The sequence below is a fragment of the Erwinia sp. GW821-FHT03D09 genome (genome assembly GCF_059420805.1).
The window spans coordinates 24023-37995 of record NZ_JBWKUK010000001.1 but is presented as its reverse complement, the minus strand read 5'-3'; the positions used below and the strand labels follow the sequence as shown (position 1 = coordinate 37995).

11 protein-coding genes and 1 pseudogene are annotated in these 13973 nt (G+C 54.5%); 10 read left to right on the top strand and 2 right to left on the bottom strand.

The features are described from left to right. The first annotated feature begins 357 nt into the window (after positions 1-357). Positions 358-1238, top strand: a pseudogene (locus AC07U6_RS00220) (porin). A gap of 44 nt (positions 1239-1282) precedes the next feature. Here the strand turns inward: AC07U6_RS00220 and AC07U6_RS00215 are convergent. Then, positions 1283-2188, bottom strand: a complete 906-nt coding sequence (locus tag AC07U6_RS00215; protein ID WP_494762554.1) for a bestrophin family protein — start codon at positions 2186-2188, stop codon at positions 1283-1285. Between the two features lie 144 nt (positions 2189-2332). Continuing rightward, positions 2333-3769, bottom strand: a complete 1437-nt coding sequence (locus tag AC07U6_RS00210) for a YchO/YchP family invasin (protein WP_494764481.1) — start codon at positions 3767-3769, stop codon at positions 2333-2335. A gap of 591 nt (positions 3770-4360) precedes the next feature. Here AC07U6_RS00210 and AC07U6_RS00205 point away from each other — a divergent pair. The 9 genes from AC07U6_RS00205 (at position 4361) to AC07U6_RS00165 (ending at position 13959) form a co-directional block, all read left to right on the top strand. Then, entirely contained in the window at positions 4361-4609 is a 249-nt protein-coding gene (locus tag AC07U6_RS00205; RefSeq protein ID WP_494762553.1) for a hypothetical protein, read from the top strand. Between the two features lie 364 nt (positions 4610-4973). Beyond that, positions 4974-5462 (top strand): SH3 domain-containing protein, encoded by a 489-nt coding sequence (locus AC07U6_RS00200; protein WP_494762552.1) that lies wholly within the window; start codon positions 4974-4976, stop codon positions 5460-5462. 107 nt (positions 5463-5569) lie between these two features. Beyond that, on the top strand, positions 5570-6796 hold the full coding sequence (gene icmH / locus AC07U6_RS00195; RefSeq protein WP_494762551.1) for a type IVB secretion system protein IcmH/DotU: 1227 nt from the start codon (positions 5570-5572) through the stop codon (positions 6794-6796). Next, on the top strand, positions 6796-8841 hold the full coding sequence (gene tssM / locus AC07U6_RS00190) for a type VI secretion system membrane subunit TssM (RefSeq protein ID WP_494764480.1): 2046 nt from the start codon (positions 6796-6798) through the stop codon (positions 8839-8841). The genes icmH and tssM overlap by 1 nt, the downstream gene beginning before the upstream one ends. Beyond that, positions 8825-9523 (top strand): type VI secretion system-associated protein TagF, encoded by a 699-nt coding sequence (gene tagF, locus AC07U6_RS00185; RefSeq protein WP_494762550.1) that lies wholly within the window; start codon positions 8825-8827, stop codon positions 9521-9523. The genes tssM and tagF overlap by 17 nt, the downstream gene beginning before the upstream one ends. A gap of 23 nt (positions 9524-9546) precedes the next feature. Further along, complete coding sequence (gene tagH / locus AC07U6_RS00180; protein ID WP_494762549.1) at positions 9547-10713, top strand: type VI secretion system-associated FHA domain protein TagH; 1167 nt, start codon at positions 9547-9549, stop codon at positions 10711-10713. After that, entirely contained in the window at positions 10710-11486 is a 777-nt protein-coding gene (locus AC07U6_RS00175) for a PP2C family protein-serine/threonine phosphatase (protein ID WP_494762548.1), read from the top strand. Before tagH ends, AC07U6_RS00175 begins: the two co-directional genes overlap by 4 nt. A 14-nt stretch (positions 11487-11500) precedes the next feature. After that, the gene (locus AC07U6_RS00170) at positions 11501-12463 is read left to right on the top strand and encodes a hypothetical protein (protein WP_494762547.1); all 963 of its coding nucleotides are present in this window, start codon (positions 11501-11503) and stop codon (positions 12461-12463) included. Between the two features lie 35 nt (positions 12464-12498). Beyond that, positions 12499-13959 (top strand): serine/threonine protein kinase, encoded by a 1461-nt coding sequence (locus tag AC07U6_RS00165; protein ID WP_494762546.1) that lies wholly within the window; start codon positions 12499-12501, stop codon positions 13957-13959. Positions 13960-13973 lie beyond the last annotated feature (14 nt).

Here is a 13973-nt window from a genome sequence, read left to right as displayed (position 1 = left end):
TAAAAAGCTTTTTAGTAAATAGCATTAACCGTAACTCGCTAATTAAACAGGTACCCAAAAATACATAAATTGCTTAATAAGCATCCATGTTGCGATAAATAAATATTGTTTTTTTATAAAAATAAAATATTTATTTTTTTTAAAAATCAATATATTACCAATAAATAATATAACCTAACCTTAAAAAATGCATAACTAACACCTATTCTGCATTTAGATAAATCGCGTAAATTCCAATCCAAAATCCATATTGAAATATTTTTATATATATATTCATTTTTCATGAAACATATTTTTATACCAATTTCATGGCAACACTAAATGCAAAGAAATTATAATTTTAAAACAGAGTTACTTATGATGAAGCGTTCTTTACTGGCATTACTGATACCAGCTCTTCTGGCCACTGGCGGCGTGCAGGCAGCAGAGATCTATAACAAAGACGGCAACAAGGTGGATCTGAACGGTAAGATCAACATTGGCCACCTCTTCTCGGACGATACGGGCAACGACGGCGATGTTTCCTATGCCCGTTTTGGCTTTAAAGGGTGAAACGCAGATCGCGCAGGAACTGACCGGCTACGCCCAGTGGCAGTACAACTTCCAGCTGAACAAAACCGAAGGTACGGATGCGCTGAGCGGCGACAAAACCCGTCTGGGCTTTGCCGGTCTGAAGTTTGGCAAGTGGGGTTCATTCGACTACGGTCGTAACTATGGTCTGGTGTATGACGTGCTGGCCTGGACCGATATGTTGCCGAAATTCGGCGGTGACTCCGGTTACGCAGACGGCTTCTCTACGCGCTCAACCGGCGTGGCAACCTGGCGTAACAGCAATTTCTTCGGCCAGGTAGACGGCCTGAATGTGGCCCTGCAATACCAGGGTAAAAACGAACGTACCGGTACCGTTCGTCGTAGCAACGGTGTACAGCAATACCCATAACGCGATGCCAATCAGCGGCGGCTTTGCTAACAAAGCGGTGAATTATGAAGCCGTGGCGCAGTACCAGTTCCTGAACGGTTTCCGTCCGTCACTGGCCTACGTGTCATCACGCGGTAAGGACATTGAAAATATCGGCAACGCGGATATCGTGAAGTATGTGTCGTTCGGTGCGAACTACTACTTCAACAAGAACTTCCTGGCGTACGCCGAATACAAAGTTAACCTGCTGAGCGACAACAATCCGCTGGGGCTGGCGAATGATGACGTCACCGGCGTGGGTCTGAACTACCAGTTCTAATCACGATATGAGGGTGGCCGCAAAGGGCCGCCCTTTTAATCATCTCAGGTTAAGCGATAGTGCATGTCAGGCTGAGGCGTATCCGGCAGATCCTGCTCCAGATTCATTTCCCTCAGGTTTATCTCAATATTGGTGCACATGGCATCCAGCGGCAGATGGTTGTTGGCCAGGCCAAACGGCATCTCCAGCTCTTCCGCCAGGGTATCCAACGACAGGAAGGTATAGGCGATAAACACCGATACCAGCGGCGTCATATAGTGCAGATCCGGCACCAGCGCGAACGGCAACAGCGTACAGAACAGATAAACCGTACGGTGCAGCAGCAGGCCATAAGCAAACGGAATCGGCATGCTCGCCAACCGCTCACATCCCCCCAGAACCTGCGACAGCTGATTGTTGCTGGCATCCATATGGGCATACAGAATGTCAGAAAGATTACCGTTACGGCGCTGTACCGCCAGCCAGTTAGAGAGCTGTAGCTCAATAAAGTTGGTTGGTGAGCGGCGAGCCAGGATCTCATCGGCCTCATCCCCGAGATAGCGGCGCAGATCCTCGTGGGCATCGGTACGCCGCAGCTGGTGCTTCAGGCTGTAACAGAAAGCCAGCAGCAGGGACATCACGCGCGGCGCCTCAGCCGGAGAGATAGCCAGCGCCAGCCGCTGTAGCGTCCGGCAGGCAATCAGCAGATTTCCCCAGAACATACGGGCTTCAATAAAACGGCCAAAGCAGACGCTATTGCGGAAACCAAGGAAGACCGCAATCGACACCCCGAGCAGGCTGAAAGGGGCAAGAGTCAGCTTAATCCCCAACGTTTCATACCAGTCAAGGCACAAAATCGCGATCACTGACATCATTAAATTGAGTGTCAGACGAAACCAGATTCCGGGTAGCACAGAGCCGTGCCAGGCGAAAAGGCGGACAAACCAGTGACGATGCGGACGGATGATCATGATGAGCAGGTGAGTAGAATTTTTCGCAGATTGTGCAGAAAAACCCTGACGTTGGGAAGGGGTATTTTGTGACTTTAATCACATATATTTTCGGGCGCTGTCTTGACAACTTTTTGCATTTCAGCGGTGTCATCTTTCCCTCTGTCAGGGGGTAAGAAAATCGTAATTATCTGCGCGCGGGTCCTGCAATGCCACTGGCGGAACCAGTTTCAACGTGATCCAGTTTGAGGTGACCCGCTGCTGTTTACTGTCCTCCAGCGTCACCGACAAACGATATCCATTACTGGCCTCCGCCGAATTGTCCCAGGCGGGAATAATAATGCTCCATCCCTGCGGATCGCTGCTGTTAGCGGGCGGCGTCAGGCTCAGAGTCTGAGTATCACCCTGCCAGCTCACCGCTTTAATCGGATTACTGTGGCGAATCTGCAGCTTCAGCGGCAGGGGTTCCCCCGGCTGCACCTGCCACGGCGGCGTTGCCAGGAACACCGATAGCGTTTTTCGCTGGCGGAAAGCCAACACCGGAGAATTATTACGATTCACCGCATCATACCGGCTACCGCTCAGCGACTGCGCGGCATCGACGTTACTGGCCGAGAGCTGTTTACTTAGCGATACGCCGATGCGGTAGTTCATCTTCAGGGCAAACTGATCCTGCGACTCACCACTGTCGCCCTCTTTATGATTGGCGGTAAACGTGAACAGCGGAACGGGCGTGTAATTAATTCCCAGCGTCACCGCCGTCGGGTTATCCATCAAATTTCCGCTGTGGAACAAATCGATATTGCGCCCCAGATATTGTTCGTAGCTAAGGGAAACACCCAGCTGGCGATAAAACGGCAGATATCCCCGGGTGGTAATATCATAACCGCGCGCCATACGCATCTGGCTGGTGCTGCCGCGATTGTGCCAGCCGCTGAGGGGATGATAGTAGTTGGCGGAAAAGCGCAGATATTCGCCCCATGCTTCGGTACCCAGCGATCCGCGCTGCTGGTTTTCGGTCAGCAGATCGTCGATAAAAGCGTTATAGCCCAGCCGCCAGTTTCCGGCTATCCAGCGCTGCCCCAGTCCGGCATTGCCGACTGCGCCGTATTCCGTTTGCTCAAAGCCCAGCTGGCTGAAGGTGAGATACCGATAGTTATCCTGCCAGGGGGTGATCAACTGCGCCGATGTGCCGTTAAAGCTTCCTTCATCATCCACCGCCAGCGACACGCTGGCACGTCCGAAGGGTGACAGCAGCTGTTCCCCTTCCCTGGCGGCGCGCTGGGCAGCAAAATCGCGAAAGCGGTTGAATGCCCACAGCTCGGCCTGTTCACGTAGCGGCTTATCACTGTCGCTGGCCATACTGGCTTCGCCGATGCTTTTCACCGCTTCGGCGATACGTTTTTCCAGCAGGTCGTCGTTAGCTCCACTGTTCAGCGCGGGCAGCTGCTGCAGCATATTACTGAAGCGGGCGGGATCGTCAAAGGGGGCTTCGGCAACCTGATTTTCAGCGTCAAAGGCCCATGCGCGCCCCATAAACAGGCCAGGCAACGACGCCAGCAGGGAAAGTACAATAGGATAACGGCAGATAAATCGGTTCATAGGCATTTAAAATAGCAAAAGCAATGCTTTTATAGCGGGTTAAATGTGTAGTGCCTCACAAAATTGGCGAGTTATAACCTTAACACAGATTCGGCGGGTCGGTGAAAATCCGGGTGGGAGGTATTCGTGGCTTTTGGCAAAACGCTACTTTTGGAAGATGCTGGAAACTTCTGAGGTGAATTGTGTCTGTTTGGCGGTATCACTGGTGGATAGGTGTCAGGGGAACAGCCTCTGCGGCTGTAGGGCGGTCCTCGCGCCGTGCGTTGCACGGTGCCTTCGATTCCAGCATCCGCCCTGTCGGACCGCCTGCGACGCGCCGTCCCTGACACGACACAGCCTTACGCCAGCGTCCTGTTGGCGCATCCTGGTCTGATGCTTTCATCCTGGCGTTGCGGATTACCCGACTTCCGCAGAGGCTGTCCTCCTAAAACTAATCTGCCCGCTTTTCGCATTACAAGGTCACTGATGTGCCAAACAGGCTGACACTTTTCCAATATCAGACAATACCGAAATACCAAAGCAGGCTGGCCGAACTATCAGAGCTTCAGATTGCAGATATCAATCAGCACCACTTTAAAACGGAGAACGCTAATGAAAAAAACGCTACTCGCCGCCTCGCTCCTGTTAGCCAGCCTCGGCGCTGGCGCACAGGAAATCTTCACCCTCAGTTCGCCCGACTTTACCGATAATGCCCTGCTGGACAAACAGTTCGCCGGTGCAACTCCGGGTAACGCCAGCTGCACAGGTAAAACGTCTCCCCGGCACTTAGCTGGAACCATGCTCCCGCAGGAACCAAAAGCTTTACGCTGGTGGTCTTTTTCATTTTACGCTTTCAGCTAATCACTCGTCCGGTGATGCCCTGCGCATCATCGGGCCGCGCTAAACGCCTGTTTTCACGCCAACTATGCAGCAGATAAGGAAAATTAGCATTTTTAGCGCTAATCAAATTGCCGTTATCACTCCTTTCAGGCAAAATCTGGCAAACAAGGCGACTGCTAGCATGTTCATTCAGCGCCTGCAATGGATTATATTCCCAAAAGCGTCAGATTAAGGCATTAAAGATTTATTCTGATGTAAAACCGGGCAATTTTATTCCTCACAACCGAAAAAAGTGCCAACTCATTTCGGTTGCGATGGAGAGTGGCTGACGCAGCGCTACCGCGTTCTACAGCCAGATATTCTGAACAGATTCACGGGGATCAAAGTGAAAAGTAGCAGCGCGTTAATCTTGCTGGCCGTGTTTTCCCTCGCAGGATGCAAAACGGCTCCGTCACAGCCGGATGATGACACTCTGGTGACCAGTGAGGTCAATGGCGTGAAGCTGGTCCATCGATATGCAGTACAGACCCCCACCTCTTTTACGCCTGTAAACCAGCAATATCGTGCGCTGTATAAAGCCTCGGTGATGACCCGGCCCGACTACAGCGGCAAAATTGTTCGCTATCTGGAAACCGGAAAACCCTTCACCGTACTGGGTGAAGCCGACCGCTGGCTGGCCATTGCCGGCGACGATCCGCAACAGCTGGCAGGTTATGTGCCGCTCAAGGCCGGTGTAAAAAGCGAGCTGTATGACGCTACATTGCGTAACGATCGCCCTCGCCCGCGTAAAGCACGTAAAAAAGAGTGCGTAGACGTTGGCGGACAGAGTAAAGCCTGTCGCAACGGCGATACGGCGACATGGATACTGCAATAACCCGAACCCGATGCGGCAGCCACACAGCCGGCGAATGGATAAAATAATTTATGCAGCTGCGGGCTTTTTTCCCGGCTGCAGCACACAGCTGAGATCCTCTAATCCTGATGATGCCAGAACTTTTTCCGGCGAATGAGAGCAACGCGGCCCTGGATAATCCTCTGCTGGCAGCAGCATTTCCCTTGCTGAACGCCGTGGTACAGATCCGCCAGGCCATCAGCCACGACGATCCGGCCGGTTTACGCCAGCAGCTGGTTGATGAAATCCGCCTGTTTGAAAGTCGCTGCCGCAAGGTGGAGCTGCCGTTTGAGACGATTATCGGCGCCCGCTACTGCCTGTGTACGGTACTGGATGAAGCGGCTGCGCAAACGCCGTGGGGCAATCGCGGCGTCTGGTCAGGAAACGGGCTGCTGGTGACATTTCATAACGAAGCCTGGGGCGGTGATAAGTTTTTTCAGCTGCTTTCCAGACTGTCGCAAAATCCCGATCAGCATCTGTCGCTATTAGAAGTCATTAACTACTGCCTACTGTTGGGCTATGAGGGCCGCTACCGCACCATGGAAAACGGCCGCAGCCAGCGCGATGCCATTCGCGATCGTCTTGCCACGCTTATCGCTAATGTCCGTGATACGCCGCATCACAGCCGTATTTCTCCTCCCGTCGAGCTGCCGCATGAAAGTGCCCCCTGGCGCGCGCCGGTGCCGCTTTGGGCCTGCATTTCAATTGCTGCCTTTATCGCCTGCCTGATCTTCTCCAGCCTGAACTGGCGTCTGGGTAACACCGCCACCGCGCTGCAGCAGCAGATCTGGCAAATCCCGCTGCCGGAAACGGTTGCCGGTCAACGAGGAACCGTTCCACAGGCGGTAACCGACCTGCGTTTGCGGCTAAGCGATCTGATTACCACTCATCAGCTGGATGTGGTGGATACCTGCAGCGGTAGCCGGGTGATCCTTCCGGTAGACGGCCTGTTCAATGCCTCTGGCACGGTACTTTCTGCCGAGGGACGGGCGCTTATCGCCAGAGTTGCCACGGCGCTGGAAGCCGTTCACGGAACGCTGCTGATCAGCGTGTTCAGCGATGACAGACCGCGACACGAAGAACGATTCCCCTCAAGACATGAATATTCTCAGGCGCACGCATCTGCCATCGCCAGCCTGATGCAGCAGCTGATTGCTCAACCCGGCGTATCTATTCGCACCCAGGGACGAGGTGACAGTGGTGCACTGATGCCCGACGGCAGCGCTCAGAATCGGGCACAGAACAGGCGTGTGGAGATTACCCTGTTCGCCGCGCCTGAAAACGATGACCGCAGCAACAGCACCGGAAGATCATGATGTTAAAAACAATTTTCGCCCTGCTTACCTGCCGACCGATATGGGGCCTGATCGGCATCAGCGCCCTCTGCGCCCTGATCTGGATGCTCGGGCCTTTGCTGGCCCTCAGTCAGTTTCAGTTACTCGATAGCGATCTGAATCGCCAGTTGCTGATCGCCAGCTGCTACCTGCTGTGGGGGCTGTTTATGCTACTACCCCAGCTGTATCGCGCCTGGTATAACCGACGGATGCTAACGCGATTACAGCTGAACAGCCACGAACAGAGTGAGTTACAGGCCACCAGTGAAATGCTGGATATGCGCTTTCACGATGCAACTCAGCTGTTAAAAAAGATCCAGTTTCCGCATAGTTCGCCCTCGCGCCGCAGCCGCTGGCTGCGTTTTTTCAACGCCCGCTACCTCTATCAGCTGCCGTGGTATCTGATTGTCGGCGCGCCCGGTGCGGGTAAAACTACCGCGCTGCTGAACTCCGGGCTGGAATTTGCCCTGCCTGATAGCATAAATAAAGGCGCCCTGCGGGGCGTGGGCGGCACTCGCCACTGCGACTGGTGGTTCACCCGACAGGCAGTACTGCTTGATACGGCGGGAAGATATACCCTCCAGGAGAGCCAGCGAACGCGCGATGCCAGTGAATGGCAGGCATTTATCGCGCTGCTTAAACGCTATCGTCCGCGTCAGCCAATCAATGGCGTGATCGTCACCCTCAGCGTAGCCGATCTGTTAAGCGACTCGGCGGAGATGCGCCAGGCGCAGGCGACAGCACTACGCAGCCGTATGGCAGAGCTTCACCAGCAAACGGGTATCCACTTCCCGGTCTATATTATGGTGACGAAAAGCGATCTGCTTAAAGGGTTCATGAGCTATTTTGCCCAGTGCGATAAAAGTCAGCGGGAACAGGTCTTTGGCTTCACCTTCCCACTGAAGTCCTCTCCGGTTGAACACGACCGGTTGCTGCCACAGTTTGAGTACCATTTCCATCAGCTGTGCAACCAGCTAATGAACGACCTCGCCTGCAATATGGCAAGGCAAACTGATTTACAACAGCGCGCGGACTGCTTCCTGTTTCCGCAGGAATTCGCTTCTTTACGCCCGCTGCTGGCGGACTATCTGACAACCATCTTCTCGCCCCGACAGAGCGATCCGGCCTGGTCCATACGCGGATTATTTTTTACCAGCGGCACACAGGAAGGTCTGCCGTTCGATCGCGTGATGGGCGAACTGGCACGTAAACTCCAGCTGCCGCAGTCGCAGGACCAGTCAATTGCCAGCTGGAACAGCGTCAGCCGTACTTCGCCCATTCCGGCTAATAAAGGACAAAGCTATTTTATTCACGACCTGCTCAGTAAAGTCGTGTTCCGTGAAAGTGCACTGGCCGGCAGCGACAGCCACTGGGAGTTACGTAACCAGCGCCTGCATCGTTTGGGATATGCCGTCACGGCTGTTGCTTTAGTGGCGTGTTGTGGGTTGTGGTACACCAGCTATGATAAGAATCAGCGTTATATGCAACAGATTGCCGACAGGTTGCCGGAAATTCAGCAGCAGGCCCGAACGCTGAGCGATAACAACAGTGGTGATATTACCGGGCTCCTGCCGTTTTTAAACAGCCTGGTGGCACTGCCTGAAGCGCCAGATTTTTCGCTTACCTCGCCGCCGATGTTAATGCGAGCGGGGCTGTATCGGGGTGAGCAACTGTATAACGCCAGCTGGGGCATATATCAGAACGCCCTGAAATCCCTGCTGCTGCCGCGCGTTGCCCAGGCGATAACGCTCACGCTACAGGAGGATAACGGTGCCAACGAATCTTTCACCCGCGACGCGCTTCGCGCTTATCAGATGCTATACCAGCCGAGAACTTACGACGGGCGTTTCCTGCGTGGTTGGGTGATGCAGAATTTGTCAAAAAATCCACCACCGGATATTACCGATGCCCAGCTAAAGCAGCTGGACTGGCATTTAAGCCAGCTTCTCGACAAGCAGATCCAAAGTTCACCCTACGCTCGTGACGGCGTATTGATAATGAGAAAACAAAATGGCAACCAGCACTGAACTGGGATGGTATGGCAAACTCCCGGCAGCGGGAGATTTTGTCCATCGCCGAATGCCCGAATCACAGCTTGCCCAGTGGTCTAACTGGTTCAAGTCCGGCGTCGTACAATGGCAGCGGTTGCACAATAACTGTACTGAAACCTTCGCTCGTGCGCCGATCTGGAATTTTGTGCTGCCTGCCACACTTGGCGTACAGCAGGTGCAAATTGGCTGCCTGATGCCGTCGCGGGATCGGGTTGGCCGAGTCTGGCCGCTGATGGCTGCACAGAAGGTCGCGGTGTCACAGTGGCATCCGGTTCAGCTGGCATTGGCCGGAGAGTGGTTTAACGTTTTGGGCACCGCGCTACAACAGGTGGTCAGCCAACAGAAAAGCGTTGATGAGGCGGAACTGGCGATAATTAATCTTGACCCACTGCCTCAGACTGAAAAACTCGACGCCAGCGCGATTATTAGCTATCGCGATAGCCCGACTCTCGCATGGCGGGAGGTTTCGCGCCGTTTCGATCCGCTGCAGTACACCAGCTACTGGTGGACGAATCAGTATGATGGCTGTCCGCTGGTCACGCACAAGCACAGCGGCAATTTGACAGCGCAGCTGTTTACACAATTATTTCATCCGACTCTGGCCGAAAATCCGGGCCGCCACGGACTCTACCCACCTATGTTTGACCAGGCTGACTAATCCGGGGGCGAGACAGTAGAAGCATGCGACTTACTCTTTTAAACTATCTGGAGCCGAACGTCTCCGCAAGCTGCGATTTCGCACCGCCGGGTGGCACCATCGGCCGCAGCGCTGATAATAATCTGGTCCTTCCCGATCCTGAACGGACCATTTCTCGTTTACAGGCGCTGGTTCATGTTTCTCCCGGCGGTGAATGTCGTTTGACCAGCCAGGGCAGCGTTATCGCAGTGATACATAATGAACGCTCCCTTGCCCGGGGTGAACAGGTCAGGCTGATGCGCGGTGATACGCTGACGATTGGTCACTATCATATTATGGTTACCGATCCCCACCGGACGGACGACAGTACGGCCCTGGACGATCCACTATTGCTCTTTAGCAGTGAAAGTAACGGTGTGGAAGATCCATTGGGAATTCTTAACCCGGCTACACTACCCGAAAGCCTTCAGGAAAAACCGAGTGCGGAAGAACTTGAGCTGCGCGGCGCGCGCGATGCTGCCGCCAGGCTGACGATAAACCCTCTTACTGCCAGTTACAGCGATAACGGCGATCCGTTGAGGGATGGCAGTCATGAACAGCGGCTGCTCAATGCGCTGCAGGAAGGTATGGGTCTGGAGCCGGCGGCCGGACAAACCGCTGCACTCAGCGAAGAGCAGATGCGCCTGACCGGGCGTATGCTGAGCCTGTTCTCGCAGGGCACGGTCGCTCTGCTCTCCTCTCGTTCCATCCTCAAACGTGGTGTCAAAGCCGAAATGACCATGATCCTCAATGAGGCAAACAATCCGTTTAAAATTCTGCCCAGCGGTAAAACGGTACTGATGCAGATTTATCAAAGTCAGATGCCGGGATTTATGCCGCCGGAGCAGGCGGTGCGCGATGCGCTGGTTGATTTGCAGGCCCACCAGCTGGGGATGACCTCCGGGATACGGGCAATAATCGCCGCGATGCTTCAGTCGTTTAACCCGCAGCGGCTGGAGGAACACGCCCGCCAGGACAGCGCCATACCCAGACTGGCTCTCAGCACATCACGTAAGGCGGCTCTGTGGGACTATTTTTTGCGTCATTATCAGAATACATCCGGAGATATTGAGGATGATTTCCACTCGCTGTTTGGCGAGGCGTTTTTGCAGGCGTATGAAATGGAGGTCAACCAGTACAAAGATTCTCAAAGCGCCGAGGAGGATCGATGAATATCACCTTTTGCAGCACATCGCAGACTGGCGCGCGCATCAGTAATCAGGACGCTACGGGCGCACAGCTGAACGATCGGTTCGGCACGTTCGTTGTTTGCGATGGCGTAGCAGGCAGCCCCGGCGGTGAACGAGCCGCCGTCATTGCACGCGATACGCTGCTTTCACAGGCGGCCAGCCACAATACGCTTTCACCTTTACAGACCGAAGAGATGATCGTCGCCTGCGAACAGGCCATCCGTTCGGCGCAGTGGGCAGAACCCGCACTGAAGAAAATGAGTACCACCCTTGCCGCACTGTTTATTGACCGCCCCGGCCAGCGGGCCTGGTGGTGCCATGCCGGAGACACCCGCGTCTATCACTTTCGTCGGGGTGTGGTTCATAACATGACCCGCGATCACAGTCTGGTGCAGCAGCTTCATGACGCCGGATATGATAATACGGGAATAAACAGTCATTTGCTGTATAACGCTCTGGGTACCGACAGTGTGAAGCCCCATGAATACAGCCCCGTCCTGCCGCTGGAGGATGGCGATGTTTTTCTGCTGTGCAGCGATGGTTTTTGGAATAATTTGACACTTTATGAGATGGAACAGGCACTAAGAATGGTAAACTCACCGCAGGAATGGCTGGCTCTAATGCTGAAAGCTATCGACCGCAGCGAAAAACAGGATAATCTTAGCGCCGTGGCCGTATGGTGCGGATCGCCGCAGGAGACTACGTTGCTTTTTTCTCTGACGGATTCAGCCCGGTTTTTACCACCGCGTGATTAATTTCAAGGAATGCTATGAAATATTGGTTGCCAGTTGTCCTGAGCCTGATGGCTGTCGCCAGCGTGCGGGCGGAAGATTACCGGGTCGTCTCCTCCCCCAGCCTTGCGCTGGACGTGTTTATCGATAGCGTTACCAGCAGTGCACCGCAGGCCTGGTGCAAAGAAAAGATCGACCTGCGCATTGTTTCCGCAAAAGCCACTGAATCAGCGGTGCTCGATAAGTTCCTGCCGCAGGTAGGGAAACTGCTGCACAACCAGTGCGGCAAACTGAAAGAACTGCCGTGGCAGATGACCAGCAGCCGTGGCTCAGTGCTGGCCGTGGGTACCGCCCTTCAGAACGATGACTGGCAACCGGTCATTACCGCCGATGCGACCGCCACCGCCACCGCCGATAACGCCTCACCGCTGGATATTTCCCGCCCGGCAAACACCGTACCGCTGCACTACTTCGATCTGCCCGGCGGCTGCCACTTCCGTACCTGGTGGGACGATCGCGGCTCGTCGCTGTTTATTCCCGAGACGAAAGCGATGACCTGTACAGCCGATGGCTGGCTGGAGGGCCGCAGTGAACTCAGCCTGATGAACGGTCAGAACGGTCAAAACCCTGCGTTACCGCTGGCGGTCACTTTTTATCAGGGTTACCCGCTGCGGGACCTGCATCCTGCCCCGGGCGAACTTGTCGTTGTCACAGTGAATAATCAGCGTATGGTGGTCAGCCGCCCGGAGGCGCCGGACAGCTGGCTGGTGCTGCCATTTATTCCTGAGCTTCACGTCTGGTCTTTTGAAGGAACGCTGCTGATTAAGATGGACAAAACCGACGCCAGCAACGCCGCAGAAATAAAGGAGCGGGTTGAGAAACTGCGCCAGACATGGTCAGCGACAATCGCTCCCAAAGTGAAAGTGAACGTGCTGCTGGTTGATGCCCTGCATGCCGATCTTGCCGACCCGGCAACAGGTGCCTGGCGCACCGTTAATTAAGTATCTGGCGTAGCGTACGTTAGGAGAGTTTTATTATGTCGGCAAACGAGCAGCAACAAAACGCGACCAAAGCGCTTCCGCCGGGTTATCGCTTCAATGAGTTCGAAATTCAGGAAGTCATTGGCGGCGGCGGCTTCGGCATTGTTTATCGGGCCTGGGACCATCTGCTGGAACGCACTATCGCCATCAAGGAATTTATGCCGAACTCGCTGGTCACGCGCGGCGAGGATCTGTCCGTCACGCTTCGGGCCGAGCGCCATCAGCGGCTGTTTAACGCCGGGATGAACAGTTTCGTGCAGGAAGCCCGACTGCTGGCGCGTTTTAACCACCCCGGACTGCTGCACGTTCTCCGCTTTTGGGAAGGCAATGGCACCGCCTATATGGGCACGCTGTTCTACAGCGGGATGACGCTAAAAGCGTGGCAATCCAGTCAGCCGCAGACCATTAACGAAGCATTGATTCGCCAGCTGCTACCGCCACTGTTTGGTGCCATCAATACCATTCATCGCGCGGGCTTCCTGCATCGGGATATTTCGCTGGATAATATTCAAATCCAGGAAAACCAGCTGCCGGTGCTGCTGGACTTCGGTTCCGCCCGCAAAGAGATAGGCAACCTCTCTGACGAAACCGAGATTATGCTTAAGCCTGGCTTCGCACCGCTGGAACAGTACTGCGAGGAAAGAGATGCAGAACAGGGCCCGTGGACCGATATTTATGCTCTGGGTGCGGTGCTGCATACGCTTATTACCGGCAACCCTCCGCCGGTCAGCGTAGTGCGCAGTATTGAGGACAGCTATCAACCATTGAGTGAACTGCGCCTTGAGGGATATTCGCTACCGCTGCTGAACGCCATAGATCGCTCGCTAACGATGGATGCCGCACAGCGCCCACAGTCGATAGATGAGATGGCGTCGCTGATCAATTTGCCGGTGAGCGAAGTTGAAGAGCTGGTGAGTACGATTAGCGAACCACTGATTTCGACAACAGCACAGTACGAAACAGAAACGAAGCGTGAAACAGAAACGAACCGTGAACCTGAGACCGAAGTGCCTCTGGCCGCGATAAACCCGGCAGCCAGCGCCGCCGAACCACTTATTGCCGCGAAGAACCCACCCCGGTTGTCGAAACCACTGTTACTGATGAGCGCTCTGGCAGTACTGGCCGTGGGCACCGTAGTCTGGATGCCGAACCGCGATCCTCAGCAAGGCACCGCGCTGCCGGTGGCGGAAGTTTCGCCAATGCCCCCCGCAGCCGGAGCAGCATCAGCAGCAGGCGATGCACCTGCGCTGGCAACGGTGTATTTGAAGTTAGGCAGTGGAGATACGCTATTGATTAACAACAACGCGATGGCGGTGACACCAAATAACAGCGGTTACACCGTGCTGAATCTTGCGGCAGGTGACTATCTGCTACAGATACAGAGTACGCGTAGCGACTACAGTCAGCAGTTGAAAATTGACCGCGCCGGAACCTGGCTGATTAACCCGGCGCATTGATGTTCAGAGCCGGC

Bases quoted from the DNA above. Each gene is read 5' to 3' on its own strand.
- tssM (WP_494764480.1), top strand. From the start codon at position 6,796: ATGTTAAAAACAATTTTCGCCCTGCTTACCTGCCGACCGATATGGGGC.
- icmH (WP_494762551.1), top strand. From the start codon at position 5,570: ATGATGCCAGAACTTTTTCCGGCGAATGAGAGCAACGCGGCCCTGGAT.
- AC07U6_RS00165 (WP_494762546.1), top strand. From the start codon at position 12,499: ATGTCGGCAAACGAGCAGCAACAAAACGCGACCAAAGCGCTTCCGCCG.
- AC07U6_RS00205 (WP_494762553.1), top strand. From the start codon at position 4,361: ATGAAAAAAACGCTACTCGCCGCCTCGCTCCTGTTAGCCAGCCTCGGC.
- AC07U6_RS00175 (WP_494762548.1), top strand. From the start codon at position 10,710: ATGAATATCACCTTTTGCAGCACATCGCAGACTGGCGCGCGCATCAGT.
- AC07U6_RS00215 (WP_494762554.1), bottom strand. From the start codon at position 2,188: ATGATCATCCGTCCGCATCGTCACTGGTTTGTCCGCCTTTTCGCCTGG.
- AC07U6_RS00170 (WP_494762547.1), top strand. From the start codon at position 11,501: ATGAAATATTGGTTGCCAGTTGTCCTGAGCCTGATGGCTGTCGCCAGC.
- AC07U6_RS00210 (WP_494764481.1), bottom strand. From the start codon at position 3,769: ATGAACCGATTTATCTGCCGTTATCCTATTGTACTTTCCCTGCTGGCG.
- tagF (WP_494762550.1), top strand. From the start codon at position 8,825: ATGGCAACCAGCACTGAACTGGGATGGTATGGCAAACTCCCGGCAGCG.
- tagH (WP_494762549.1), top strand. From the start codon at position 9,547: ATGCGACTTACTCTTTTAAACTATCTGGAGCCGAACGTCTCCGCAAGC.